This is a genomic window from Amycolatopsis sp. NPDC004625 (assembly GCF_040609695.1).
Taxonomy (GTDB): domain Bacteria; phylum Actinomycetota; class Actinomycetes; order Mycobacteriales; family Pseudonocardiaceae; genus Amycolatopsis.
Window position 1 is genome coordinate 142,700 of the sequence record NZ_JBEXKX010000014.1, and the last position, 22,992, is coordinate 165,691.

Sequence of the window (22,992 nt, forward strand, 5' to 3'; positions counted from 1 at the left end):
AACCCGCCTTACCACTCACGAGAACCCTGGACGTGCTCAGCCGCGGGGGAGCGACGCCACTCCGGCCAGCAGGCGGTCCACGTCTTCCTCCGTCGTGTACGGGGCGATTCCCGCCCGTACCGCTCCCGTGTCACCCAGCCCCAGGTGCCGCGAACACTCGATCGCGTAGAAACTTCCCGCGGGCGCGTTCACTCCGAGCGCCCCCAGGTGCTCGTACACCGCCTGAGAAGCGACACCCTCCACCGAAAACAACACCGTCGGCGTCCGCCGTCGCTCCGGCGCCCCGTACCGCGTCACCCCCGGCAGCGAAGCCAGCCCACCGTCCAGCCGGGCCAGCAGAACCTCCTCGTGCGCCTCCAGCCCCGCCATCGACGCCACCAGCCGTTCCCGCCGCGACCCCGTTCCCGGCACCAGCCCGGCGAGGAAGCCGATCGCCGCCGTCGTTCCGGCGAGCAGCTCGTACGGCAACGTGCCCAGCTCGAACCGTTCCGGCACCACGTCGGTCGACGGCAGCAGCTTGTCCGGGTGCAGCGTTTCCAGCAACGCCGGCGCCGCCGCCAGCACGCCCAGGTGCGGGCCGAGGAACTTGTACGGCGAGCACACGTAGAAGTCCGCCCCGAGGTCCCCGATGGCGACCGACGCGTGCGGCGTCAGGTGCACGCCGTCCACGTACAGCAGCGCGCCCGCCGCGTGGACCTCCGCCGCGATCGCCGGGATGTCCGGGCGGGTGCCCAGCAGGTTGGCCGCCGCCGTCACTGCGACCAGGCGCGTCCGTTCCGACAGCAGCGGGCCGATCGGCGCGAGTTCGCCGGTCGCCGGGTCGAAGTCCGCCCAGCGCACCTTCGCGCCCGTCTGGACCCACGGCCGGATGTTCGCGTCGTGGTCGAGGCGGGTGACCACGACTTCGTCGTCCGGGCCCCAGTTGCGGGCCAGGGTGCGGGAGAAGTCGTACGTCAGCTGGGTCATGCTGCGGCCGAACACGACACCCGCCGGGTCGGCGGCGAGCAGGTCGGCGACCGCCTGGCGGGCCTCGGCGACCACCGCGGCCGCCCGGCGCTCGGCCGCGGTGACGACGCCGCGGTTGGCGATCGCCGCGGTCAGCGTCCCGGCCACCGCCGCCCCGACCACGTCGGGGACCTGGGAGCCGCCGGGGCCGTCGAAGTGCGCGGCGGTGAGGGCGGGGAAGTGCTCGCGGATCTTCCACACGTCGTAGGTCACCGCGCCAGCATGCCTCAGGATCGGCGCAGCGGGGCGGCCGCGGTGACGGGCAGCTGCGGCGGGGCCGCCACCGGCCGCCGGACCGGCGCGGGCGGGCGCAGGTGCCGGCGCAGCCGCTGCGTCGGCTTTTCGACGTAGGTCCAGGACAGCTGCCCGACGACGTAGGCGGCCGGCACCGCGAGCAGGATCAGCAGCCACACCTGCCGCACGCCGGCGAGGATGAGCAGCTGCTGGATCGGGAACCCCCAGATGTAGGTGCCGTAGCTGCCGTAGACGTACGGCGCCGCGGCCTCCAGCTTCCGCGGCCAGTGCGTCGCCAGCGTGATCGCGCCGTAGGCCGCGCTCAGCGCCAGCGCGTACCGGCTCGCCGGCGTCTGGCTCAGCCCGAGGTAGGCCCCGAACAGCACCAGCGCCACCCACGGTTTCAGCGGGATCCGGTCGCGGTAGGCGTGCAGCACCACCCCGATCACGAACGGCACCAGGAACGACACCGTCGACCCGAGCGGCACGACCAGCAGCGAACCGCCCGCGCCGTGGTACTCGAACGTCGCCCGCAGCACGCTGTCGGTGTAGACCATGCCGCCGAGGACGAGCACCAGGAACCAGCGCGGCACGCCGATCAGCACGATCACCCCGGCCACCAGGACCAGCCCGTAGCCGAGCAGCTCCATCGGCAGCGTCCAGAGCGCGCCGTTGACCGAAAACGGGTACGGGTTCGCCGCGAACACCCCGGGCAGGTCGTGCTGCATGTAGAACAGCACGGTCGTGCCGACCAGGTAGCGCCAGGTCTGGATGTGCGTCCAGTAGGCGTGCGCCGGCCACGTCGTCACCAGCGGCCCGATCACGAACACCGTCACCAGCAGCACGACGACCAGCGGCGGCATGATCCGCAGCAGCCGCCGCGCGGCGAACCGCCACCACGACGGGTCGCGCGCCCAGCTGTCCTGGATCTGGTAGCCGCTCATCGCGAAGAAGCCCATCAGCGCGATGTAGCCCGGCGACATGTGCCAGGACGCGGGGAAGATCGTCAGCCGCTGCGGGTGCAGCAGCGGCATGCTGTGGTCGACGATCACGGTGATCGCGCCGATCATCCTCAGCCACGCGAAGCCGGTGTTGGGGTTGGCGTGAATTTTTGACGAGGTCGGCACGGGACGGGATGCTAGCCCATCCGGTTGTGCCGCTTGCCCCGAACGGTCGAAAAGCTCAGCCTCCGCGGTTGCGCGGGTGCTCCCGTGCCCGGCGTTCGTTGCCGTGCTTGTAGTTGCCGGTCACGCGGGCCATGAGCAGCTGCTGGTCGTCGCCGCGCGCCACCGCGGCCAGGAACCGGGCGGCCGCGGCCCCGCGCAGCGTCCCGGCGGGCCGGCCGTGGTGGGTGATCGTCACCGTGCCGCGTTCGTCGCGGTAGGCGAAACCGTCCGGGGTCCCCATGCGTCCACTGTGGCACGGGCGGCAAGGGGGTTTTCCGGGGGCGGTTCGGGGGTTTCCCGGATGGCGCCCGGGCCGGGACCCGACAGAATGCGGGAGATGACCGGAGGGGGAGCAGGGGTGCGGGGCAAGCGGGGGAACGGGTACGTGCTGCTCGGGGCGCAGCTGATCGTGCTGGTGGCGGTGCTCGTGTCGTACAACGGCGGCCGGTGGCGGTTCCCGGCCTACCGCGTCGACCTGGACGTCTACCGGCTCGGTTCGGCGGCGCTGCTGCACGGCCAGGCGCTGTACGGGACGCTGCCGCCCACCGGCGACGGCCAGTCGCTGCTGTTCACCTACCCGCCGTTCGCGGCGATCGTGCTGGCCCCGCTGGCGCTGCTGCCGTACTGGGCCGCCTGCCTCGCGCTCACCCTGCTCACGCTCGGGCTGCTGGCCCTGGTCCTGGTGACGGTGCTGCGGGCGTTCGGGACGCGGTGCGACTGGCGGCGCGTCGGCGTGCTGCTGCTGGCGGCCGAAGTCCTGGAGCCGGTGCTGCGCACGCTCTACGCCGGCCAGATCGACCTGCTGCTGCTGGCCCTCGTCGTGCTGGACGTCCTGGTCGACACCCCGCGGTGGCCGCGCGGCCTGCTGATCGGCCTCGCCGCCGCGGTGAAGCTGACCCCGGCGGTGTTCCTGCTGTACTTCCTGCTCCGCCGCGACACGCGCGCGGCGGTGACCGCCCTGGTGACGTTCCTGGCCGCGACGGCGCTGGGTTTCCTGCTGGCCGGCGCGGATTCGGTGCGGTACTGGACGGGCGCGCTCTGGGACACCGGCCGCGTCGGCGAGCCGACCTACGCCGGCGACCAGTCGCTGCTCGGCCTGCTCGCCCGGGCCGGGGTGCCGCCGGAGGCCCGCACCGCGTGGTGGCTGCCGCTGGTGGCGGTGGTGCTCCTGCTGACGGCGTGGGGGGTGCGGGGCGCGCTGGCCGCGGGGGAGACCACCGTCGCGCTCGGCCTGAACGCCGTCGGCGGGCTGCTGGTCTCCCCGATCTCCTGGACGCACCACTGGGTGTGGGCCGTGGTCGTCCTGCTCGGCTGGGCGGAGCTGGCCCGCCGGACGCGGCGGCGCGCTTTCGCGGTCGTGGCGGGGATCGGCGCGGTGCTGTTCGTCGCGGGCCCGCAGTGGTGGTGGCCGCGCGGGGGCGAGGTGGAACGGCACTGGACCTTCGCCCAGCAGCTCACCGGCAACGGCTATGTCCTTTTCGGACTCGCGGTGCTGGTCACGGCGCTGCTCGTGCGGTTCGCGCCGCGCGACGACCTCCTCAGCGGGGCCGTGCCGGTCCGCGCCGGAGCCAGCCTGCGCCGAGGATGAGCATCGCGGTCCCGAGCGCCAGGTCGAGGCAGATCCCCGCGTTGTTCAGCGGGAGTGCGTCGGTGACCGCGTCCGGCAGCGGCAGCAGCCCGGCGAGCCCGGCCACGGCGTAGCAGGCCCCGGCGACCACCAGGAACCGCGCCGCCCAGCGCGGCGAGCGGCTGCAGAACACCGCGGCGGCGCCGGTCAGCAGGTGCACGAGCGTCCACACGCCGGAGACGGCCAGGCCGCCGAACAGCATGCGGGGACCACCGCCGGCCGCCGCTCCCGTCATCAGCTCCAGCGCGGCCAGCACGAGGAACAGCAGGCCGATCAGCATGCCCATGCCCTGGACGGGGGCGGGGCCCCGCCGCGGCGCCCGTGCGTCGGGTTCGGTGGCCGTCATGGTTGCGGGGTTCCCCGCGCGGCTCCTTTTAATGCACCACTTCACGGGTATCCGGCACGAAACGCCGACCGCCGAGCAGGAGTGAGCCGATGACCGAGTACCGCCACACCGCGACCGCCGACATCCCCGCCGACGAGCTGTTCGCGTTCCTGAGCCATCCCGAGAACCTGCCGCGCTACTTCCCGGAGATGAAGGTGGCCGAGCCGCAGGGCGGGGACACCGTCCACGTCGAGGCCGAGGTGCACGGCAACCGCGTCGCGAGCGAAGCGTGGCTGCACACCGATCCGGGTACGAAGTCGCTGAAGTGGGGCGCCGAGGGTCCCGACGACTACCACGGCGAACTGCGCATCCGCGAAGACGGCCCGGCCACCTCGGAAATCACCGTCACGCTGCACAGCGTCCGCGAGGCCGACGGCGACGAGGTCCAGCAGGGCCTGGAACGGACGATCGCCGCGATGACCCACGCCGCATCCGCCGACGCCGACGTCGAAGCGGCCGAAGGCCAGGGCGGCTGGACCTCCTACGACGACAAGAGGGACACGTCGAGCTGAGGCGGGTACGGCCCGTAGGCGTTGCCGCGCGCGCCGCGGGCGCGCACCCCCGGGATGGCGAACACGTACTTGAGCACCTTCGGGGGTGCGGCGCCGCGGCCGCGCGCCCGGGCGGCGGCCGACCGCCGCTCGACCCGGACCTGGTCGGCCTGCACCCGCTCGATCGCCCGGCTGCGGTCGGCCTGGATCCCGGCGAGGTCGTCCGGGGTGACGCCGCCGCGGCGGAAGGCCGGGATCAGCCGGTTCGCCGCGGCGACGGCGTCCTGGATCGCCATCAGGATGCCGTTGCCGCCGACCGGGGAGATGACGTGCGCGGCGTCGCCGAGCAGCAGCAGGCCGGGCCGGTGCCAGCGGTCCACGCGCGAGATGTCCACCGACAGCAGCGTCGTCTGCGAGAAGTCGGTGAGCAGGTGCGCGCGGTCGGCCAGCCACGGCACGCGCTCGCGCACGAACGCGCGGACCGGCTCGACACCGCGCTCGCGCAACGCCGGGTACGAGCCCTTCTCGAGGCTGTAGCCCACCTGCCAGTCGCGGACGCCGCCGAGGACGCCGACGTAGGCGTCGCGACCGAAGTAGAGGTCGAGGTCCGCGTCGGGCGGGTCGCCGGGGGAGCGGGGCAGCCGGAACCAGAGCAGGTCGGTGGTGGCGCCGAGCGACCGCGCTTCGAGCCCGGCCAGGCGCCGGACCGTGGAGAACCGGCCGTCGGCGCCGACGACGACGGACGCGGTGAGCTCGCCGCCGCGGTGGCGGACGCCGGTGACGGTGCCGTCGCCGGCTTCGAGCAGCCCGGTGACCTTGGCGCCGGTGCGCAGGGTGAAGGACGGCAGGGCGCTCGCCCGCTCGGCGAGGAAGTCGAGGAACCGCACCTGGGGCATCAGGGCGATGTAGGCGAACGGCGTGCGGAGGCGGCCGTAGTCGGCGGCGCGGTAGACGCCGTCCGGGGTGTGGAACCGGAACGAGCGCGCCTTGAAGTGGTCGAGTTCCAGCAGGTCGGCGGCCAGGCCGAGCCGTTCGAGCAGTTCGAGGGTGTAGGGGTGCAGGGAGTCGCCGCGGAAGTCGCGGTCGAAGTCCGCCCGCGACTCCAGCACGGTGACCTCGATCCCGGCCCGGGCGAGCAGGTAGCCGAGCAGCAGCCCGCCGGGCCCGCCCCCGGCGATCGCGACGCTCACGAGTCCACTGTGGACAGGCGGAACACGGCCATCCCCGGCAGGTGCTCCAGGATCTGCCCGGGCGTGGCGTCCTGGGGGACCGGGAACGCCCGGATCGCCCACGGCACCGACATCGAGGCCAGGTAGGAGGCGACCACCGCGGCCGCCTCCTCGCCGCCGGTGGGCTCGGCCCGGCGGTCCTCGCGGCGGCCGCCGGACAGCAGCGCGCACTCCGGCGTGGCCAGCAGGTTCTCCACCCAGTCGCGGTCGCGGACCGGGGAGACGAGGTACTGCCCGCCGTCGCGGGCGACGACGGCCAGCGGCACGCGCCGCGGCTCGCCGGTGCGGCGGCCGCGGGTCTCGACGACCCGCAGCGCGTACCCCCCTTCGGGTGGTGCCTCGGCGGGCGCGTCGATCAGTTTGGCGGTCATTTCGGCGTTCATCGCTCGGACGTCCACGGGCTCCACGGTAGCAAAACTAGCTAGATTGTCTAGCTAACTTAGAATGGCCCGGTGGAAGACCGTCCCGTCGCGCTCCGGGTGAACCTCGCCCTGCGGGAGCTGCTCGCGCTCGCGCACGACGTCCAGATCGCCCTGGCCCGGCGCCTCGGCCTCGGCGCCACCGACGTGCAGGCGCTGCAGCACCTGGCCACCGGCACGCCGATGGGCACCGTCGACCTCGCGCACGCGCTGAAGATCCGGTCCGCGTCGGCCACCGTCCTGGTCGACCGCCTGGAGGCCGCCGGCCACGTCCGCCGCGACCCGCACCCCCGCGACGGCCGGCGGGTGACCCTCGTCGTCAGCGAAGCGGCGCGCACCGAGGTCCGCGCCGCGCTGGCCCCGCTCGTCGACGCCATCACCCGGTTGACGGACGGCCTGCCGCCGGGGCAGGCGGAGGTGGTGGCGCAGTTCCTCGGCGACACCACGGAAATCCTCCGGGCGTACGCTGCGGAGCCGCCGGAAGCGGGTTAGCGTTCCGCGCATGCGAGACGAGCCCGCGCTGTGGCTGTTCGCCGACCAGCTCGGGCCGCACTTCCACAGCACGCCCGAACACCGCGGCCGCGAGGTGCTGCTGATCCGGTCGGCGGCGGCCTTCGCCGCGAAACCCTTCCACCGGCAGAAGCTGCACCTGGTCCAGGCCGCGCTGTACCGGCTCGCGGCCGACCTCGGCGACCGCGTCACGCTGATCGACGCCCCGGACTACCGCACCGGCCTGCGCCGCTTCGGCCGTCCGGTGGTGGTGCACGAGCCGACGTCGCACGCGGCCGACGCCTTCGTCCGGCGGCTGCGCGAGGAAGGCGTCGTCACCGGCATCCTGCCCACGCCGGGGTTCGTGCTGTCCAAAGAGGACTTCGCGATCTGGGCCGAGGGGCGCGCGCGGTTCGTGATGGAGGACTTCTACCGCGACCAGCGCCGGAAGTTCGGCGTGCTGCTGGAGGCCGACGGCGCTCCCGAAGGCGGGCACTGGAACTTCGACCACGACAACCGGCAGCCACCGCCGAAAGCCGTCCGGCTCGACGTGCCGGCGCCGTGGCACCCGCGCGAGAACGAGATCGACGAGCGGGTGCGCGCCGAGCTCGACGCGGCCGAGCGCGCCGGGGAGATTCACCCGGTCGGCGTGGATGGCCCGCGGCAGTTCGCCGTCGGCCACGACGAAGCGAAGCGGGCCCTGCGCCGGTTCCTCGACCACCGCCTGCCCTCCTTCGGCCCGCACCAGGACGCGATGCTGACCCACGACTGGGCGATGGCGCACGCGTTGCTTTCGGTGCCGCTCAACCTGGGGCTGCTCGATCCCCGCGAGGTCGTCCGGCAGGCCGAGGCGCGGTACCGGGCCGGCGACGCACCGCTGAGCAGTGTCGAGGGGTTCGTCCGGCAGGTGCTGGGCTGGCGGGAGTGGGTGTGGCACTGGTACTGGCACGCCGGGCCGGAGTACCTGCGCCGCAACGCCCTGCAGGCCCGCCGCGAGCTGCCGGAGTGGTGGCGCACGCTCGACGCCGACGCGGTCGAAGCGGCGTGCCTGCGCACGGCGCTGGCCGGCGTCCGCGACCGCGGCTACGCCCACCACATCGAACGCCTGATGGTGCTCGGCAACCACGGCCTCCAGCGCGGCTACGACCCGGCCGCGCTGACCCGCTGGTTCGCCACCGCCTTCGTTGACGGGTTTCCCTGGGTGATGCCGGCGAACGTGATCGGCATGAGCCAGTTCGCCGACGGGGGAGTCGTGGCCACCAAGCCGTACGCGGCCGGAGGCGCCTACATCAACCGGATGAGCGACCACTGCCCCGGCTGCGTGTTCGACCCGAAGAAACGGACCGGGCCGGACGCCTGCCCGTTCACCGCGGGCTACTGGGCGTTCCTGGACCGGAACGCCGAACGGCTGCGGGGCAACCACCGGATGCGTCAACCGCTGCACGGCCTGGAGCGGCTCGCCGACCGCGCCGAGGTCGTCGCCCGGGAAGCGGACCGCGAGCAGTTCTGATCGTATAACGGCCTATACGGCCGCGGATGATCGAAATCACCGCCGCGAACAGAAAAAGCCCGGCAGCGACGGCCGCGGACGCCTGCACGCTCACCGTGCAGGCCGTCCGGGCCGCGGCCAGGAGCTCGGCGGCCTGCGCCAAACCGTGCGACGCCGCTTCCGCCTGGGCCGGGCCGGCCGACGCCAGCTGCTTCGCCGCGTCCGGCACGCCGGGCGGCACCACCAGGTGGGCCGCGTAGACGGCGGCGGCCAGCGAGCCGAACGCCGTCGTGCCCAGGCCCGCGCCCAGCTCGTAGCCGGTCTTCTCGACGGCGGCCGCGCCGCCCGCCCGGTCGGCGGGCGCGGCCGACAGCAGCGTGTCGGTGCTCGACGTCAGCGCGAGCGCCATGCCGAACCCCGAACCCACCAGTCCGACGGCCAGCCACCACGGTGAAGGCAACGCGCCTGCCGCGGGAAGCGCGAGGGCGACCGCGGCGAGCGCGAATCCCGCCGTCCGGACGGGCGCGTTGCCGAACCGCCCCAGCAGTACCGGGGCGATGACGCTGCCCACGGCCGACGCGCCGAGCACGAGCAGCAGCCGTGCCGCCGCGGCCGTCGGGGAAAGGCCGAGCACCACCTGCAGGTACTGGGCCAGGAGCAGGCCGAGCCCGACCAGCGTGCTCATCACCAGCAGCACGCCGCCGACCGCGCCCGGCACGCCCGGGCGCCGGAACAGCGCCAGGTCCAGCAACGGCGCGGCCGATCGCCGCTGGCGGCGCACGAACAGCGCGAGGAGCACGCCGCCGGCCGCCCCCGCCGCCGGGCCGCCCCCCGACGGTCCGGCGGCGAAGGCGATCCCGAGCACGCCGCCCGCGGCGAGCATCGCGCTGAGCGCGTCCCACGGCGCGCGCCCGGGTGGGGTCCGCGGCAGCCACCGCAGCGCCGCCGCGACCGCGGCCAGGATCACCGGCGGGTTGACCAGGAAGGTCGCCCGCCAGCCCGCCGTCTCGACGAGCAGCCCGCCGAGCACCGGCCCGAACACCGAACCGGCGCCGGCGATGCCGCTGCACACCGCGATGGCCGTGCGCCGCCGCTGCCGGTCGGGGAACAGCTCGCGCAGCAGCGACATCGTCACCGGCATGATCAGCGCGCCGCCGACGCCGAGGACCGCGCGGGCGGCGAGCAGCGCCGCGACGTTCGGCGCGAGCGCGCAGGCCAGCGACGCCAGCCCGAACACCGCGTAGCCGGTGACCAGGACCCGGCGCCGCCCGAAGCGGTCGCCGAGCGTGCCGGACGGCAGGAGCAGCGGCGCCGCGGTCAGCGGGTAGATCGCCACGATCCACACCTGCGCGGCGGCGCCGGGGCGCAGCTGCCGGACGACGTCGGGCAGTGCGACGTGCAGCACGGTGGCGTCCACCGCGACCAGGAACAGGCCGGCGCCGAGCACAGCCAGCAGCGGCCACGCCCGGACGCCGGCCGGGGTCACGGCCACAGCAGGCCTGCCAGGTGCCGCGCGACGACGTCGACGTGCGGCGGGTCGACCACGGACAGGTGGTGGGCGGGCACCGGCACGATCTCCAGCCGCGGGCACAGCTCCGCCCAGCCGGCAGCGAGGTCGGTGCGGGAGTAGCGCGGTTCCATCGCGAGGCCGGCGGCGTACGGCTCGGTCGCCCGGTAGAGCACCACGCGGCCGGTGTAGGGCCGCGGAGTCCCGCGTTCCGCGGCCAGGGTGTCCGAAAAGGACTGGTGCTGGTGGCGGAGCACGCCCGGGCTCAGCAGCCCGGCCTCGGCGACCCGGTGCATGGTGAGCTCGATCTGCTCCTCCTCGGGCAGCGCGGCGAGTTCGTCGTGGCCGAGCCGGACGGTCCGGCCGTAGGTGCCTTCGACGTAGCCGGTGAAGCGCAGGAACCGGCGGGTCGACGACGCGCGCGGGTCTAGGTCCGGTTCCGGCAGCGGCAGCATCGTGTCGATCAGCGCGACGAGTTCGACCGGCTCGCCCTCGTCGGCGAGCCGCGCGGCGACGCCGTAGGCGAGGGCGCCGCCGAACGACCAGCCGGCGAGCCGGTAGGGCCCGTGCGGCCGGCGCGCCCGGACCAGCGGCAGCAGCCGGTCGACGCGCTCTTCGATGCTCGCACCCGGCACGCGTTCGAAGCCGACGCAGGGCACGCCGGTGGGCAGCCGGTCCAACAGCGGCCGGTAGACCGTGCAGGTGCTGCCGCCGGGGTGGAACAGCAGCAGGGGCGCGGTTCCGGCGTCGCCCGCCTTGAGGACGTGCACGGGCCCGCGTTCTTCGCGCGTGTCGAGGACGGCCCGCGCGACGTCGGCGATGGCGGCGAGGGAGTCGTGCGCCAGCAGCTCGGCCGGGTCGACGGGCGTGTCGAGTTCGGCGGCGAGCCCGTCGGCGAGCAACCGGGCCAGGTGCTCCGAACCGGCCAGCCGGACGTGCGTCCCGCCCGCGTCGGCGCCGGTGTGCTCGCGCCAGAGGCGCAGGACGAGCCGGTCGGCGGCGTCCCAGGCCCGGCCGCGGGGCGCGAGGTCGCGGTTGAGGTCGGCGAGGGTGGCGCCGCGCAGGACGGCGGCGGTGTCGGGCTCGGTGCCCAGCTCGCGGCGGACGGCTTCGCGGATCCGGTTCGCCATCAGGGAGTCCAGCCCGAGGTCGACGAGCGGCGTGCCCGGGTCGAGGCGGTCGGCGGAGAGGCCCATGATCGCGGCGACGATCTCGGTGAGCCGGTCGCTCCCGGTGGCGGGTGCCGGTGTCGCGACGGGCCGGGGTTTTCCGGTACCCGGGGCCGGTTCCGTGTACCAGTGCCGCTCGTGGCGCCAGGGCATCGGCGGGACGTCGGTGAGCCGCGCGCCGTCGTCCGGGGTGGTGAGGGTGAGCCGCGTGCCGGCGCAGTACAGCGTGGCCGCGGCCGCGCCGAACGCGCGGACCTCGTCCTGGCCGCGGCGCACGGTGCCGGTCACGACGGCGCCGGCGATCCCGGCGGCCTCGAGCGTCCGGGTGAGCGAGCCGCGCAGGATCGGGTGCGGGGACACCTCGGCGAACACGCGGTACCCGTCCGCGGCCGCGGCGGTGACGGCTTGGCGGAACCGCACCGGACGGCGCAGGTGGGCGGCCCAGTACCCGGCGTCGAAGTCCGGCAGCTCACGCGGGTCGGCCAGGACGGTGTCGTACCAGGGCACCAGGGGACGCCGCCCGCCGAGCTCGGCGAGCGCGTCGCGCAGGGCGCCGAGGACGGGCTCGACCTCGGCCGAATGCCCGGCGACGCCGACCGGCAGCCGCCGCGAGGACCGCCCGGCGGCGGTGAGTTCCGCGACGAGCCCGTCCAGCACGGCCGCGTCCCCGGCGACGGTCAGCTGCCCCGGCGCGGAGTCGACGGCGAGCTCGACCCCGGGGTGGCGGCCGAGGTCGCCGGGGCTCAGCTCGACGGCGGCCATGGCACCGCTGTCGCCGAGGGTGCCGAGCAGCCGGGCCCGCGTGGCGACGAGGTGGACGGCCTCGTCGGCGGTCAGCGCCCCGCTCACGACGGCGGCGGCCGCGGACCCGAGCGAGTGCCCGACGACGGCGGCGGGCCGGACACCGAGCGCCTCCCACCGCGCGGCGAGCGCGACCTGCATCCCGAAGATGGCCAGCTGGGTCTCGGCGAGGTCGTGGAGCGGGCCGCCGGTGAGCAGCGCGCGCAGCGACCGCCCGGTGTGTTCGGTGAAGGGGTCGCCGAGCTTGTCGACCTGCGCGGCGAACGCGGGTTCGGCGGCGAGGAGCCGGCGGCCCATCCCGGGCCACTGGGAACCGTGCCCGGAGAAGACGAACACGGGCCCTTCCCCGGGGACGGCGGTACCCGTGACGGCGCCGGCGGGCAGGGGATCGGTTCCGGCGGCGACGGCGTGCAGCAGGGTGGCGAGTTCGCCGTGGTCGGCGGCGACGAAGGCGGCTCGGTGCGGGTCGCCGTTGTCGCGCCGGTGGAGGGTGTGGGCGACGTCGGCGAAGGGGCTGCGGCGGCCGGCGGGGGAGCCGAGCCAGGCGGCCAGCTGCGCGGCCCGCTCGGTGAGCCGGTCGCCCGAACGCGCGGAGAGGACGGTGATCCGCACCCCGGCACGGGGCGGCTCGCCGCGGTCTGCTGCCTTCCCTCTCGCCGGTTCCTCGAGCACCACGTGCGCGTTCGTCCCGCCGAACCCGAAGGCCGACACGCCCGCGACCGCGCGCCCTCCGTGCCGCGGCCACGGCGTCGCCTCCGTGACCACCTTCAACCGCAGCTCGTCGAACGCGATGTGCGGGTTCGGCGCCGCGAAGTGCAGCTGCGGCGGCAGCACCCCGTGCTTCATCGCCAGCACCACCTTGATCAGCCCGGCGATCCCCGCCGCGGCCTCCGCGTGGGCGATGTTCGTCTTCACCGAGCCGATCAGCAGCGGCCCGCCCGCCCCGCGGCCCGCGCCCAGCACCGCGCCGAGCGCGCGGGCCTCGATCGGGTCGCCCAGCAGGGTGCCGGTACCGTGCGCCTCCACGTAGTCCACTGTGGACGGATTGGACCCGCGGTACGCCTCGCGCAGCATCGCCCGCTGCGCCTGCGGGTTCGGCGCCGCCAGGCCGTTCGAGCGGCCGTCGGAGTTGACCGCCGACGTGCGGATCACCGCGAGCACCCGGTCGCCGTCGTATTCGGCGTCCGCCAGGCGCTTCAGGATCACCACGCCGCAGCCCTCGGCGCGCGCGATGCCGTCCGCCGCCGCCGAGAACGTCTTGCAGCGGCCGTCGCCCGCCAGCAGCCCGGCCGCCGCGAAGGCCGCTGTCGGGCCGGGGAGCAGCATCAGGTTGACCCCGGCCGCCAGCGCCAGGTCCGCGTCGCCGTCACGCAGCGCGCGCACCGCGTGGTGCACCGCCACCAGCGATGACGAGCACGCGGTGTCCACCGCCATGCTCGGCCCGCGCAGGTCGTAGACGTACGACAGCCGGTTCGCCGCGATGCTGCCCGCCGCGCCGGTCGCCGTCCACAGGTCCGGCTCGCCGCCGGTCATCGTCAGGTGGCCGTAGTCGTGGGTGGCGATCCCGGTGAACACCCCGGTCCGGCTGCCGCGCAGCGACGCCGGCGCGATCCCGGCGTCCTCCAGCGCCGCCCAGGTGACCTCCAGGAGCATCCGCTGCTGCGGGTCCATCGTCGCCGCTTCGCGTGGCGTGACGCCGAAGTGCCCGGCGTCGAACCCGGCGACGTCGTCGAGGAACCCGCCGGCCACCGGGGCCGCACCGGCGTCCCAGCGGCCGGGCGGCGCGGTCCGGACGGCGTCCCGCCCGCCGCTGAGCAGGTCCCAGAACTCGTCCGGCCCGTCCGCGCCCGGGAACCGGCAGCCGACGCCGACCACGGCGACCGGATCGGTCCGGCGGCGGTCGGTGCCGCGCGGGACGTCCGGCTCCTCGGTGCCGGTCAGGCTGCGGACGAGGTCGTCGATCGTCGGGCTCTCCCACAGCAGCGTCGCGGGCAGCCGGCGGCCGAGCCGCTCTTCGAGGTCGGCGGCGATGCCGACGGCCTGGCGGGAGGACAGGCCGTAGTCGCCGAGCGGGTGGTGCGGCTCGGCCCGGACGCCGGTGTGCTCGGCGACGGTGTCCAGCAGCCAGCGGCGCAGGGTGTCGGTCGTCGGGTCGCTCATCGCGCCAGTGCCTTTCCGTAGTCGCCGGCGAGGTAGCGGTCGCGGCAGGCGCCGCGCGCGATCTTGCCGCTGGAGGTGCGCGGGACCCGCCCGGGCGGGACGAGCAGCACGTCCCGCAGCGCGAGGCCGTGCGCGTCGGAGACGAGCCGCCGGATCGCCGCGGCGAGCGCCCGCTCCGCCGGTTCGGCCAGGTCCGCGTGGCCGCGGAGTTCGGCGACCACGACGACGGCCTCGGTGTCGGCGCCCTCGACGGCGAAGGCGGCGACGCTGCCGGGGCGGATGCCGCGGTCGGCCGACGCGGCGGTCGCTTCGACGTCCTGCGGGTAGTGGTTGCGCCCGTCGACGATGATCAGGTCCTTGATCCGGCCTGCGATGTAGAGCTCGCCGCCGTACCGGACACCCAGGTCGCCGGTCCGCAGCCACGGCCCCTCGGGCGACCCGCCGGACAGCCGCGCGCCGAAGGTTTCCGTGCTCTCCAGGGGTTTCCGCCAGTACCCCGCGCCGACGTTGGGGCCGTGCACCCAGATTTCGCCGACCCTGCCGTCCGGCAGCGCGACGGCGGTCTCCGGGTCGGCCAACGCGACGGACTGGCCGGCCGGGGCGCCGCAGGCGACCAGCCGGACGCCGTCGGCGGCGGGCCGCGCGGTTCCGGTGGCGAGGGCGTCGCGGTCGAACGTCGTCACGCGCGGGACCGCGGCCGGGCCGGTGGTGACGAAGACCGTCGCTTCGGCCAGTCCGTAGGCCGGGCGGGTCATTTCCGGCCGGTAGCCGGCCGCGGCGAACGCCGTGTGGAACCGGTCGAGGACGTCGGGGTTGATCGGCTCGGCGCCGTTGACGATCGCGGCGACGCGGCCGAGCCGCAACCGGGCGCGGTCGGGTTCGCGGATGCGGCTCGCGCAGTAGTGGAAGGCGAAGTTCGGGGCCGCGCTCCAGCTGCCGGCGTGGTCGCCGAGCAGCTCCAGCCAGCGGACCGGCCGTTCGATGAAGGCCAGCGGGTCCATCAGCACCGACCGCAGGCCCAGCGCGAGCGGCGTGAGCAGGCCGAGGACGAGACCCATGTCGTGGAACAGCGGCAGCCACGACACCGTGGTGGCCGCCGCCGGGTCGAGGCCGAGACCCTGCACCACCTGGGTGACGTTGGCGAGCACGTTCGCGTGGGTCAGCACCACCCCGGCCGGGCTGCGGGTCGAACCGGACGTGTACTGCAGGTAGGCGACGTCGTCCGGGGTGGCCTGCGGTGCGGGCCACGACCGGGCCGGGCCCGGGCGGTCCGCCGCGACGACCGGGACCTCGCCGCCGAGGAACCGCTGGACCGACGGCTGCGCGGCGGTGTCCGTGACGACGGCGGCGGGCTCGCAGTCGGCGAGGACCGCGGCGAGGCGTCCCGCGTGGCCGGGCAGGCCCGGGTCGAACAGCGGCACCGCGACGGCGCCCGCCGCGATCGCGGCCAGGAAGCCGACGACGTAGTCCGGGCCCTGCGGGGAAAGCACGGCGACGCGGTCGCCCGGCGAAACCGGCAACGCGGCCGCGGTGGCGTCGACGCGCTCGGCCAGCTGCCGCCAGGTGAGGGTGCGCCGCCGCCCGGCGGGGTCGGTGGCGAAGTCGGCGAAGGTCAGGGCCGGGGCGTCGGGGGTGGCCGCCGCCCAGTGGCGCAGGCACGCGATCAGGGTGCGGGGGAAGGACATGGGGTTCTCCTTGCTAGCGGCCGAGCCGCGGGCCCGCGTGCTGCCACGCGGCGACGGCCAGGGTGTCGAGGTCGAGGCCGGTCGTCCCGGCGTCGCGGAGCAGGACTAGCACGTCGCCGGCGGCGACGGCGACGGTGCGCAGGCGCAGGCCCGGCACCTCGGCCGGCTGGCCGGGCAGGGTCAGGACCTGCTGGTAGGACAGGGTTTGTGCACCGGGGACGACGGGCGCGGCCGCGACGGTGGTCGTCGAGACCGTCGGCAGGTCCTGGTCGTCTACGGTGACGCGGCCGCAGCGGCGCGCCTGCGCGGTCCAGGCGGCCAGGTCGGGCGGGTGCGGGGTGCGGGCGACCAGCTCGGACAGCTGGCCGCCGGGCACCGCCGTCTGGAAGCCCTGGCCGGCGCCGGCGCTCAGGAGCCGTCCGTGGACGACGTCGGCGCACCCGTCTTCCCGGTCCGAAGTGGACAGTGCGGAGAATGCGGTGCCGGCGTCGAACACGTCACGGGCCGCGGGTCGGCCGGGGATCGCGTCGGGGGGCAGGAGGGCGGTGGGCGGCACCGCGGGTGGCCCGGGGGCCGGTGCCGCGCCGGTGGCCGGGTGGGCGGGTGAAATGGTCGTCACGGCGGCCACGGCGATCAGCAGCGCGGCCGCCCGGACCGGGGACAAACGAATTCGGGCAGGCATGGGGAACCCTTCCGGGAGCATTCTCGGGGGAGGTGCGGTCCCGGCGCTGGAACCCTTCGCCGGGGACGTGCCAGCCCGGCGGCACGAGCCAGGCTACGGCAGGTAATCGGTTACCGGAACCACCTCAAGACGGCGTAAACATCTCCGTGTACGGGCGGTGAGCTGCCGAATCGCAGGTTACTGACGAGTTCGACCGGCTGGTGTGGCACGGGCGTCCGAGATTGACTACGGTCCGCGACCGATGGCTCACCCGAGTGGGGGAGTTTGTTTTCCTGCCATTCACATTGTCCGCCCGCATCGTGGACCGGACAATTGCGCCGGCAAACGGTGTTCGGCTAGCTTGACCGCACTTCTTCGGAATTTCGTGAACGGGAAAGGAAACGCATGCGCCTGGTTGCGAGGTGGTGCACGGTGCTGGCGGCCGTGGCGGGCATCCTGCCCGGGGTGCCCGCCGTGGCCGCGACGGCGGTGCCGGACGCGCGGGCCGACGACGGCTCGCACGTCGTCGCCCAGACCACTGTGGACGGTGACGGCCGGGTGCTCGACCTGACCGTGCGCTCGACGGGCGTCGGGGCGTACGCGATGGTCCGGCTGATCCTGCCGCGAACCTGGGCGGCCGAGCCGGACCGGCGGTGGCCGGCGGTCTACCTGCTCGCCGGCGAGACGCGCCTGCAGGACTACCGCGGCTGGAGCGCGAACACCGACATCCGGCGGCTCGCCGACGACGCCGGCGTCCTGGTCGTCATGCCGGGGTCGGGGCCGGCCGGCTTCTTCGGCGACTGGTGGAACTACGGCAAGGACATCGCGCTCAACCACTGGGAGACGTTCACCGCCGTCGAGCTGCCGCAGCTGATCGACCGCGGCTACCGCGGCGACGGGCGCCGCGCCGCGGCCGGGCTGTCCCTCGGCGGGTACGGCGCGATCGAGCTCGCCGCGCGGCGGCCGGGCGTGTTCCGCTACGCCGCGTCCTTCAGCGGCAACGTCAACCCGACCGGGCCCACCGGCGAGCTGCTGACCAGCGCGATCATCACCTCGGCCCACCTCGACCCCGAGGCGCTGTGGGGCGACCGGCGGCGCGAGGCCGCGCGCTGGGCGGCCCACGACCCGCTGGTGAACGCGGAGCGCCTGCGCGGCACCGAGCTGTACCTCTCGGCGGGCAACGGGCTGCCGGGCCCGCTCGACGCGAAGCTGCCGATCGACGTGCTGCCGGGCGCGATGCTCCTGGAGTTCCTGTGCGGCGCCCAGACCACGGCGCTGGCCGCGCGGCTGCGCGACCTCGGCGTCCCGGCGACGGTGGATCTCTACGGACCGGGCACCCACCAGTGGGCGTACTGGCAGGACCAGTTGCACAAGACGTGGCCGCGGATGCTGGCGGTGCTGGCGTCGTGAACCCGTCCTACGTGGTCACGGGAGCGGCCGGCGGGATCGGCCGCGCGTGCGTGGCGGAGCTGGTCCGGCGGGGCGCGCACGTGTGGGCGACCGTGCGCACCGACGCCGACGAAGCGGAACTCGGTCGCGCGTACGGCGAAGCGGTCACCGTGCTGCGCATGGACCTGCGCGACGCGGAGTCGATCGGGGAGTGCGGCGAGCGGGTGGCGGCGGCGGGACCGTTGCGGGGCTTGGTGAACAACGCGGGCCTGGCCCGGCCGGGCCCCCTGGAGCACGTGCCGCTGTCGGCGTTCCGGGAGCAGCTGGAGGTGAACGTGACGGGCCAGCTGGCGGTGACGCGCGCCATGCTCCCGGCCCTGCGGCGCGCGGAGTCGGCCCGCGTGGTGACGCTGGGGTCGATCGGCGGCCGCATCGCGGGCCCGATGGTCGGCCCGTACCACACGGCGAAGTTCGCCCTGGTCGGCTTGACCGACAGCCTGCGCGCGGAGCTGGCCCCGGAGGGCATCCACGTGGTGCTGGTCGAGCCGGGAGCGGTGACCACGGCGATCTGGCCCCGCGCCCGAGCGGCGGCGGAGGAGGTCCGGGGAGCACTGTCCCCGGCGGCGTTGGAGCGGTACGGAGCCCAGCTGGCGGCGGCGGAGCGAAGCGCGGCGCGTTCGGAGCGAACGGGAGTGCCGCCCCGGAGGGCGGCCGAGGTGGTGGTCCGCGCGCTGGTGTCCCGGCGCCCGGCCCCGCGGTACCTGGTGGGCACGGACGCGCGGCTGGCCGCGGTGGTGGCGAACCTCCCGTTCCGGCTGCGCTACCGGTTGACGGCGGCGAAGCGATGACCGGGGGCGAACCCGTGAGCCGTCTCGTGGTCATCGTCGCGCCCGGCTCGCGCGGCGACGTGCAACCCTGCGTCGCCCTCGGCCGTGGCCTCGCCGCCGCCGGCGATCGGGTCCGCATCCTCGCCGCGGCCTCCTTCCGGGGCCTCGTCGAAGCGCAGCACCTCGGTTTCGCGCCGCTGTCCGCCGATCCCGCCGCCGTGCTCGGCTCCGCCGCCGGGCGCGCGTGGACCGCCGGGAACCGCCTGACCTTCCTCTCCCGGCTTCGCGAGGTCCTGCGCCCCCTGCTCGACCGGCTCCTCGCCGACGTCCACGCCGGGGCCGCCGGGGCCGATCTCGTGCTCGCCCCCACCCTCGGCTTCCTCGGCGCGCACCTGAGCGCCCACCTCGGCGTCCCCCACGCCGAACTGCACCACCAGCCGAGCGTTCCGACCCGCGCCTTCCCCCACCCGCTCCTCCCGCAGGCCGGCCGGCTCGGGCCCTGGGCCCGGCACCTCAGCTTTCCCGCCGTCGACGCCCTCACCTGGCAGGTCCTCCGCCCCGAGATCGACCGCTGGCGCGTCGGCACCCTCGGCCTCCCGAAGGCCGGCGCACGGGGGCCGCAACGGCAATCGACCGTGCTGTGCGCGTTTTCCGACGCCGTCGTACCGCGGCCGCCCGACTGGCCGGACCGCGTGCACGTCACCGGCTACTGGTTCCTCGATACCCGCCCGCGGCCGGACCCGCGGCTGCGCGACTTCCTCGCCGCCGGGCCGCCACCGGTGTACGTCGGCTTCGGCAGCATGCAGCCCGCGGACGCCGAACGCACCTTCGGCATCGTCCGGACCGCGTTGCGCCGGGTCGGTTTGCGCGGTGTCGTCAGCGCCGGGCTCGACGCCGACGACCTCCTGGTCGCCGGGGACGTCCCGCACGACTGGCTGTTCCCGCGCACCGCCGCGGTCGTCCACCACGGCGGCGCCGGAACCACCGCGGCCGGCCTGCGGGCTGGCGTGCCCACGCTCGTCTGCCCGGTCTTCGCCGACCAGCCCTACTGGGGCGAACGGGTGTCACGGCTGAGCGCCGGCCCGAAACCGGTGCCGCTGAAGGAACTCGACGTAGACGTGCTGACGGCCCGGCTGCGGGACCTGACCGGAAACCCGCTGTTCCGGCGGGGCGCGCAGTATGTCGGCGCGCGGTTGCGCGCCGAGGACGGCGTGGCCCGCGCGTGCTCGGTGCTGCGCTAGGCGAAGATCGTCAGCGCCACACCGGCCCCGATGATCACCACGCAGGCGGCGATCGTCGTCCGGCGGTAGTACAGGATCAGCGCCGCGAACTCGCGCAGCAGCGCGCTCGGCAGGAAGTACCGGGCCGTCGGTGCTCCCGTCGCGTGGAACGGCAGGCCCAGCCGCCGGCACTCCACCGCCGTGCGGAACACGTGGTAGTTGCTGGTCACCGCCACCACCCGGCGCGCCTCGGCGGGCAGCAGGCCGGCCGAGAAGCGGAGGTTCTCCTCGGTCGTCGCGGCCTGGTCCTCACGGCGGATCCGGTCCGCCGGTACGCCGCGGTCCCGCAGGTAGGCGTCCATCGCTTCGGCTTCGCTCACCGCCTCGCCGGGTCCGCGGCCGCCGGAAACGACCAGCAGCGGCGGCGTCTGCTCCCGTGCGGCGAGCCGGATCGCGCGGTCGAGGCGGCCGGCGAGCAGCGGTGGCACGCGCTCGCCGTCGAGGCCGCAGCCGAGCACGATGATCGCGTCGAACCCGCTGCGGCGGCCGAGCCGGCCGTACACCACGGAGTAGATCAGCAGCGACAGGAACAGGAATCCGAAGTAGCAGGCCAGCACGGCCGCGATGGCCACCAGGGCCGACCCCCACCGGCCCAGCGGGACGAAGAACAACGCCTCGAGCGCGACGAGCCCGGCGCCGAGGCCGAGCGAGAGCAGGTTCCCGGCGCTGCGCCCTTCCCGCCGCCACATCCGCACGCCGTTCGCGATCAGCGCGGCCGGCAGCACCAAGGCGACGAGCACCGCGGCCCCGCCGAGCAGGCCCACCAGCACCGGGGTCAGCCACTGCAGGTGCAGCGCCGCGCGCAGCAGCCACAGCGCGGTCAGCAGCAGCGCCACCCCGAGCCAGACGGCGTTGCCCAGCCGCCGCGGTTCGCGCGCCAGCCGCACGGCGAACACGACGAGCGCCACCCCGGCGGCGGCCGGCAGCACCCCACCGGCGACGTTCACCCCGGCCTCCCTCGTTTCCCGTTCGCGTGCACCCGGCAGTCTGGCAGGGTGACGAACGTGACCGAACGGCGACCGGCGTTCGTGCTGCACGAGCACTGGCGCCCGCGGCACCACTTCGACCTGCGCCTGGAGGAGGACGGCGTCCTCCGGTCCTGGGCGGTCCCGCGCGGCCTCCCCCCGGACCCCACCACCAACCGGCTCGCGGTCGCGGTGCCCGACCATACCCTCGACCACCTCGCCTACGAGGACGAGACGAAGAAGGTCGCCGACACGGGCTGGTGGGAGGAACACGACCGGACGGCCAAGCGGATCCTGTTCACCCTGCACGGGCGAGCGGGCTCGGTCCGGTACGCGCTGATCCGCACGGCGAGCGACTGGCTCCTGCGCCGCACCCGCGACCAGCCGGGCGAGTGATCGGGTCTCGTCCCGCTCCGGCAACCGGCCGGTCGCGCGACCGGCCACCGCACCCGCGACAGCCGGGCGAAGGGACCGAGGCACAGCACCGCCGGCGTAGCGAACGGCCCGGCCCGCGCGACTTCCCCGCGTGCTGACTTCACTCCTGCCCGGCGTCCGCGAGGTGCGCACCCCGGTGGCCAGCGGGTTCGCCTGGCTGCTCGTCGGGTGGCTCGTGCTGGCCGACCACCTGCCGCGGGGCCGGCCCGCGCAGCACGTCTTCGCCACCCTGTGGGACCTCGGCTCGTACGTCGGGAAGGGCGGGCTGCTGGTCGCGGTGTCCTTCGCCGCCTACCTGCTCGGTGCCTTCCTGGAGGTCGACCCCCTGCACCTGTGGGAGCACGGGGGCCGGCCGGCGTGGATCAACCACCTGCGGGACATCGCGCGGCGGGGCCGGTTCCACCGCGCCGGGATCTTCCCGCTGTCCGGCCAGACCCAGCGCGACCTGCACGACTTCACCGCCGAGGGGTACGCGGCCGACCACCCGCTGATGTTCCTCGCCTCCGGCATCATGCGGGAGGAGCGGCAGCTGGCGACCAAGTTGCAGGCAGCCAACGTCGAGCTCTACAACCGCTACGACCGCGCGCTCGCCGAGGCCACCTTCCGCATCAACGTGACGCCGCCGCTGGTCGTGCTCGCCGTGGTGCTGGCCTGGGGATCCGGGGCCGGCCCCTGGCTCGTCGCCGGCGGCACCGCCGCGGCCGGGGGCGCCGGAGTGCTGTTCTTCCGGCAGGGCGTCCGGTGCGCGATCCGGTCGCGGGACATCATCGTGCAGGCGGTCGTCGCGGAGGTCGTGCCGTCCCGGTTCCTGGGGAACCTCGATCAGACCGCCGGGGAGACGCCCGCGTAGGCCCGCCGTGCCGGGTGCATCGCCCGGTGTGCCCAGTGACCAAGGACGCCCAGCAGCGCGATCTCCAGCACCATCATCAGCCGCTCCACCAGGCCGGTCGCCACCGTCGGCAGGTGGCCGCCCAGCACGACGTTCACCGCGAACGGGACGATGAACGGCAGGTAGAACGGGATCGCCGCCAGCGCCAGGCGCCGGGACCAGGTCGCGAACCGGCGCCAGCGCGGGTCGTCGCGGTGGCGGCGGCCGAGCGCCCAGCCGACCACCGGCAGGCTCAGGCACGTCACCGCCGAGGCGTAGAGGTGGATCTTGCCGGTCGCCGTGATCGCGCCGCCCTGCGGGTCCTTCGCGAACACCGCGACCGCCAGCAGGCTCACGCACCACAGCACCTTCGCCGCCACCAGCACCGGGTTCGCCAGCAGACCGCGGCGGTACAGCGCCACCAGCAGCAACGCCGATCCCGAACTGGTCAGCAGCAGCGCGCCCTCCCACAGCACGCGGCCGGGGCTGAGCGCGTAGTCGCTGAGCATCGTGCTCACCGGGTCGAGCGGGGCCAGGCGCCGGTCGACGTGCAGCACGGCGAGCAGGACGACGGCGCCGGCGAAGGCGGCGAGCGCCCCGGGCACGAGGAGGCGGGCACGCAGGCGGGGACGGACGGGTGCGGGACACAGCATGTAGGGAGACACTCCGGGACGGTTCGGCTGGTTCAGGCGCAGCCGCGCACGCTACCCG

At 74.9% G+C, this 22,992-nt stretch carries 20 protein-coding genes and 1 pseudogene; 9 read left to right on the forward strand and 12 right to left on the reverse strand.

Features of this window, described 5'->3' with window-relative positions; translation table 11 throughout:
• Positions 1-36: 36 nt before the first annotated feature.
• From ABZW17_RS18410 to ABZW17_RS18420, 3 genes are read right to left on the reverse strand one after another with little or no spacing between them, the layout of a single operon-like run.
• Complete coding sequence (locus tag ABZW17_RS18410; RefSeq protein ID WP_354814898.1) at positions 37-1,218, reverse strand: cysteine desulfurase-like protein; 1,182 nt, start codon at positions 1,216-1,218, stop codon at positions 37-39.
• A gap of 14 nt (positions 1,219-1,232) precedes the next feature.
• A complete protein-coding gene (locus tag ABZW17_RS18415; RefSeq protein ID WP_354814901.1) occupies positions 1,233-2,366 on the reverse strand; it encodes an acyltransferase in 1,134 nt (377 codons plus the stop codon).
• Between the two features lie 55 nt (positions 2,367-2,421).
• Positions 2,422-2,646, reverse strand: a complete 225-nt coding sequence (locus tag ABZW17_RS18420; protein WP_354814904.1) for a hypothetical protein — start codon at positions 2,644-2,646, stop codon at positions 2,422-2,424.
• A 96-nt stretch (positions 2,647-2,742) separates the two neighbouring features.
• Here ABZW17_RS18420 and ABZW17_RS18425 point away from each other — a divergent pair, with 96 nt between their 5' ends.
• Positions 2,743-3,993: a glycosyltransferase 87 family protein gene (locus ABZW17_RS18425; protein WP_354814907.1), complete on the forward strand. Its 1,251-nt coding sequence runs from the start codon at positions 2,743-2,745 to the stop codon at positions 3,991-3,993.
• Here ABZW17_RS18425 and ABZW17_RS18430 read toward each other — a convergent pair.
• Entirely contained in the window at positions 3,944-4,378 is a 435-nt protein-coding gene (locus tag ABZW17_RS18430; RefSeq protein WP_354814910.1) for a DUF4383 domain-containing protein, read from the reverse strand. The genes ABZW17_RS18425 and ABZW17_RS18430 overlap by 50 nt on opposite strands.
• A gap of 89 nt (positions 4,379-4,467) precedes the next feature.
• On the opposite strand from ABZW17_RS18430, the gene ABZW17_RS18435 reads away from it, so the two are divergent.
• The gene (locus ABZW17_RS18435) at positions 4,468-4,929 is read left to right on the forward strand and encodes an SRPBCC family protein (protein ID WP_354814913.1); all 462 of its coding nucleotides are present in this window, start codon (positions 4,468-4,470) and stop codon (positions 4,927-4,929) included.
• Here ABZW17_RS18435 and ABZW17_RS18440 read toward each other — a convergent pair.
• Together ABZW17_RS18440 and ABZW17_RS18445 are read right to left on the reverse strand one after the other, a co-directional pair.
• Positions 4,899-6,098: an FAD-dependent oxidoreductase gene (locus ABZW17_RS18440; RefSeq protein WP_354814916.1), complete on the reverse strand. Its 1,200-nt coding sequence runs from the start codon at positions 6,096-6,098 to the stop codon at positions 4,899-4,901. The genes ABZW17_RS18435 and ABZW17_RS18440 overlap by 31 nt on opposite strands.
• The gene (locus ABZW17_RS18445; RefSeq protein ID WP_354814919.1) at positions 6,095-6,535 is read right to left on the reverse strand and encodes a nitroreductase family deazaflavin-dependent oxidoreductase; all 441 of its coding nucleotides are present in this window, start codon (positions 6,533-6,535) and stop codon (positions 6,095-6,097) included. Before ABZW17_RS18445 ends, ABZW17_RS18440 begins: the two co-directional genes overlap by 4 nt.
• 54 nt (positions 6,536-6,589) lie before the next feature.
• Between ABZW17_RS18445 and ABZW17_RS18450 the strand changes: the two genes are divergently transcribed.
• On the forward strand, positions 6,590-7,048 hold the full coding sequence (locus ABZW17_RS18450) for a MarR family winged helix-turn-helix transcriptional regulator (RefSeq protein WP_354814922.1): 459 nt from the start codon (positions 6,590-6,592) through the stop codon (positions 7,046-7,048).
• A 10-nt stretch (positions 7,049-7,058) separates the two neighbouring features.
• Positions 7,059-7,652 (forward strand): annotated as a pseudogene (locus ABZW17_RS18455) (cryptochrome/photolyase family protein); the annotation flags it as partial.
• Between the two features lie 757 nt (positions 7,653-8,409).
• Here the strand turns inward: ABZW17_RS18455 and ABZW17_RS18460 are convergent.
• The 4 genes from ABZW17_RS18460 to ABZW17_RS18475 are packed head-to-tail and all read right to left on the reverse strand — an operon-like array spanning position 8,410 to position 16,538.
• Positions 8,410-10,026: an MFS transporter gene (locus ABZW17_RS18460; protein ID WP_354814925.1), complete on the reverse strand. Its 1,617-nt coding sequence runs from the start codon at positions 10,024-10,026 to the stop codon at positions 8,410-8,412.
• Positions 10,017-14,171, reverse strand: a complete 4,155-nt coding sequence (locus tag ABZW17_RS18465; protein ID WP_354814928.1) for a beta-ketoacyl synthase N-terminal-like domain-containing protein — start codon at positions 14,169-14,171, stop codon at positions 10,017-10,019. The genes ABZW17_RS18460 and ABZW17_RS18465 overlap by 10 nt, the downstream gene beginning before the upstream one ends.
• Positions 14,168-15,856: a fatty acyl-AMP ligase gene (locus tag ABZW17_RS18470; protein ID WP_354814931.1), complete on the reverse strand. Its 1,689-nt coding sequence runs from the start codon at positions 15,854-15,856 to the stop codon at positions 14,168-14,170. Before ABZW17_RS18470 ends, ABZW17_RS18465 begins: the two co-directional genes overlap by 4 nt.
• 13 nt (positions 15,857-15,869) lie before the next feature.
• Positions 15,870-16,538 carry a hypothetical protein gene (locus tag ABZW17_RS18475; RefSeq protein WP_354814934.1) on the reverse strand — a complete coding sequence of 223 codons (669 nt, stop codon included), beginning with the start codon at positions 16,536-16,538 and terminating at the stop codon, positions 15,870-15,872.
• Between the two features lie 384 nt (positions 16,539-16,922).
• On the opposite strand from ABZW17_RS18475, the gene ABZW17_RS18480 reads away from it, so the two are divergent.
• Genes ABZW17_RS18480 through ABZW17_RS18490 form a run of 3 tightly spaced genes read left to right on the forward strand, consistent with a single transcriptional unit; the run spans position 16,923 to position 19,974 of the window.
• Positions 16,923-17,927 (forward strand): alpha/beta hydrolase family protein, encoded by a 1,005-nt coding sequence (locus tag ABZW17_RS18480; RefSeq protein ID WP_354814937.1) that lies wholly within the window; start codon positions 16,923-16,925, stop codon positions 17,925-17,927.
• Positions 17,924-18,754 (forward strand): SDR family NAD(P)-dependent oxidoreductase, encoded by an 831-nt coding sequence (locus ABZW17_RS18485; RefSeq protein WP_354814940.1) that lies wholly within the window; start codon positions 17,924-17,926, stop codon positions 18,752-18,754. The genes ABZW17_RS18480 and ABZW17_RS18485 overlap by 4 nt, the downstream gene beginning before the upstream one ends.
• A gap of 14 nt (positions 18,755-18,768) precedes the next feature.
• Positions 18,769-19,974, forward strand: coding sequence for a glycosyltransferase (locus tag ABZW17_RS18490; protein WP_354814943.1), 1,206 nt, complete (start codon positions 18,769-18,771; stop codon positions 19,972-19,974).
• On the opposite strand, the gene ABZW17_RS18495 is transcribed toward ABZW17_RS18490, so the two are convergent.
• A complete protein-coding gene (locus ABZW17_RS18495; protein ID WP_354814946.1) occupies positions 19,971-20,960 on the reverse strand; it encodes a YdcF family protein in 990 nt (329 codons plus the stop codon). The genes ABZW17_RS18490 and ABZW17_RS18495 overlap by 4 nt on opposite strands.
• Positions 20,961-21,017: 57 nt before the next feature.
• Between ABZW17_RS18495 and ABZW17_RS18500 the strand changes: the two genes are divergently transcribed.
• Complete coding sequence (locus ABZW17_RS18500) at positions 21,018-21,374, forward strand: DNA polymerase ligase N-terminal domain-containing protein (protein WP_354814949.1); 357 nt, start codon at positions 21,018-21,020, stop codon at positions 21,372-21,374.
• 130 nt (positions 21,375-21,504) lie between these two features.
• Entirely contained in the window at positions 21,505-22,263 is a 759-nt protein-coding gene (locus ABZW17_RS18505; RefSeq protein WP_354814952.1) for a hypothetical protein, read from the forward strand.
• Here the strand turns inward: ABZW17_RS18505 and ABZW17_RS18510 are convergent.
• Positions 22,236-22,946 carry a DUF998 domain-containing protein gene (locus ABZW17_RS18510; protein WP_354814955.1) on the reverse strand — a complete coding sequence of 237 codons (711 nt, stop codon included), beginning with the start codon at positions 22,944-22,946 and terminating at the stop codon, positions 22,236-22,238. The genes ABZW17_RS18505 and ABZW17_RS18510 overlap by 28 nt on opposite strands.
• Between the last annotated feature and the right edge of the window lie 46 nt (positions 22,947-22,992).

Bases quoted from the DNA above. Each gene is read 5' to 3' on its own strand.
- ABZW17_RS18420 (WP_354814904.1), bottom strand. From the start codon at position 2,646: ATGGGGACCCCGGACGGTTTCGCCTACCGCGACGAACGCGGCACGGTG.
- ABZW17_RS18425 (WP_354814907.1), top strand. From the start codon at position 2,743: ATGACCGGAGGGGGAGCAGGGGTGCGGGGCAAGCGGGGGAACGGGTAC.
- ABZW17_RS18430 (WP_354814910.1), bottom strand. From the start codon at position 4,378: ATGACGGCCACCGAACCCGACGCACGGGCGCCGCGGCGGGGCCCCGCC.
- ABZW17_RS18435 (WP_354814913.1), top strand. From the start codon at position 4,468: ATGACCGAGTACCGCCACACCGCGACCGCCGACATCCCCGCCGACGAG.
- ABZW17_RS18465 (WP_354814928.1), bottom strand. From the start codon at position 14,171: ATGAGCGACCCGACGACCGACACCCTGCGCCGCTGGCTGCTGGACACC.
- ABZW17_RS18470 (WP_354814931.1), bottom strand. From the start codon at position 15,856: ATGTCCTTCCCCCGCACCCTGATCGCGTGCCTGCGCCACTGGGCGGCG.
- ABZW17_RS18475 (WP_354814934.1), bottom strand. From the start codon at position 16,538: ATGCCTGCCCGAATTCGTTTGTCCCCGGTCCGGGCGGCCGCGCTGCTG.
- ABZW17_RS18480 (WP_354814937.1), top strand. From the start codon at position 16,923: ATGCGCCTGGTTGCGAGGTGGTGCACGGTGCTGGCGGCCGTGGCGGGC.